This is a genomic window from Aurantimonas aggregata (assembly GCF_010500835.1).
GTDB classification, from domain to species: Bacteria; Pseudomonadota; Alphaproteobacteria; order Rhizobiales; family Rhizobiaceae; genus Aurantimonas; species Aurantimonas aggregata.
The window spans coordinates 1-640 of record NZ_JAAAMJ010000092.1 but is presented as its reverse complement, the minus strand read 5'-3'; the positions used below and the strand labels follow the sequence as shown (position 1 = coordinate 640).

Genomic DNA, 640 nt, shown 5'->3' with positions numbered 1-640 from the left:
CTTCAACGGCCGGATGCGCGACGAACTCCTGAATGAGAGCCTGTTCTTCGGCCTCGATCACGCCCGCAGCGCCATCGCCGAATGGCGGCAGGACTTCAACACTGCGAGACCGCATTCCTCGCTCGGACACCAGACCCCGGCGGCCTTCGCCGGAACCCTCACCGCAACCGGCTCCGACGCTTCGCTCGATGAAGGCTCCGCGCCTCCGCCGGTTGCTCACCCCGCCCCCTACGGCGTAACAGAAATCGCCGAGGCTCTAATTGCCGCTGGATGACAGCTCAGTGGCAGGTCACCTCCGCTGCCGACTTCCGCCGAAGCAACTTCGCCGACCGGGTTCTTCAATTGATCTCGTCATTGGATCTCCCGGCGTCCCTGTTCGAGCTTGAGGTCACCGAGTCAGTGTTCATCGGACTCAGCACGGAAAAGGTTGTCCGAACTCTTGAGGCGCTTCGTAGCGAAGGCATGACGATCGCCCTGGACGATTTCGGGACCGGCTATGCCTCCCTGACCCACCTGGCCACCCGCAAGAACCTCGCCTGGCGGGTGATTTCGTGATTCACTTGGCCTGTCATGATTTGGAGGCAGGTCGATGGAGCAACGGTCGCTTTTCGGTCTCTCGGAGCATCTGGAGCGCCTGAGT

At 62.0% G+C, this 640-nt stretch carries 2 protein-coding genes; both read left to right on the top strand.

Annotated features, from left to right (window positions below; genetic code table 11):
* On the top strand, window positions 1–274 hold a 274-nt coding region (locus GTW51_RS23405; RefSeq protein WP_163046416.1), incomplete at its 5' end, for an integrase core domain-containing protein.
* Complete coding sequence (locus GTW51_RS23400) at window positions 271–555, top strand: EAL domain-containing protein (protein ID WP_163046415.1); 285 nt, start codon at window positions 271–273, stop codon at window positions 553–555. The genes GTW51_RS23405 and GTW51_RS23400, both read left to right, overlap by 4 nt.
* Window positions 556–640: the final 85 nt, after the last annotated feature.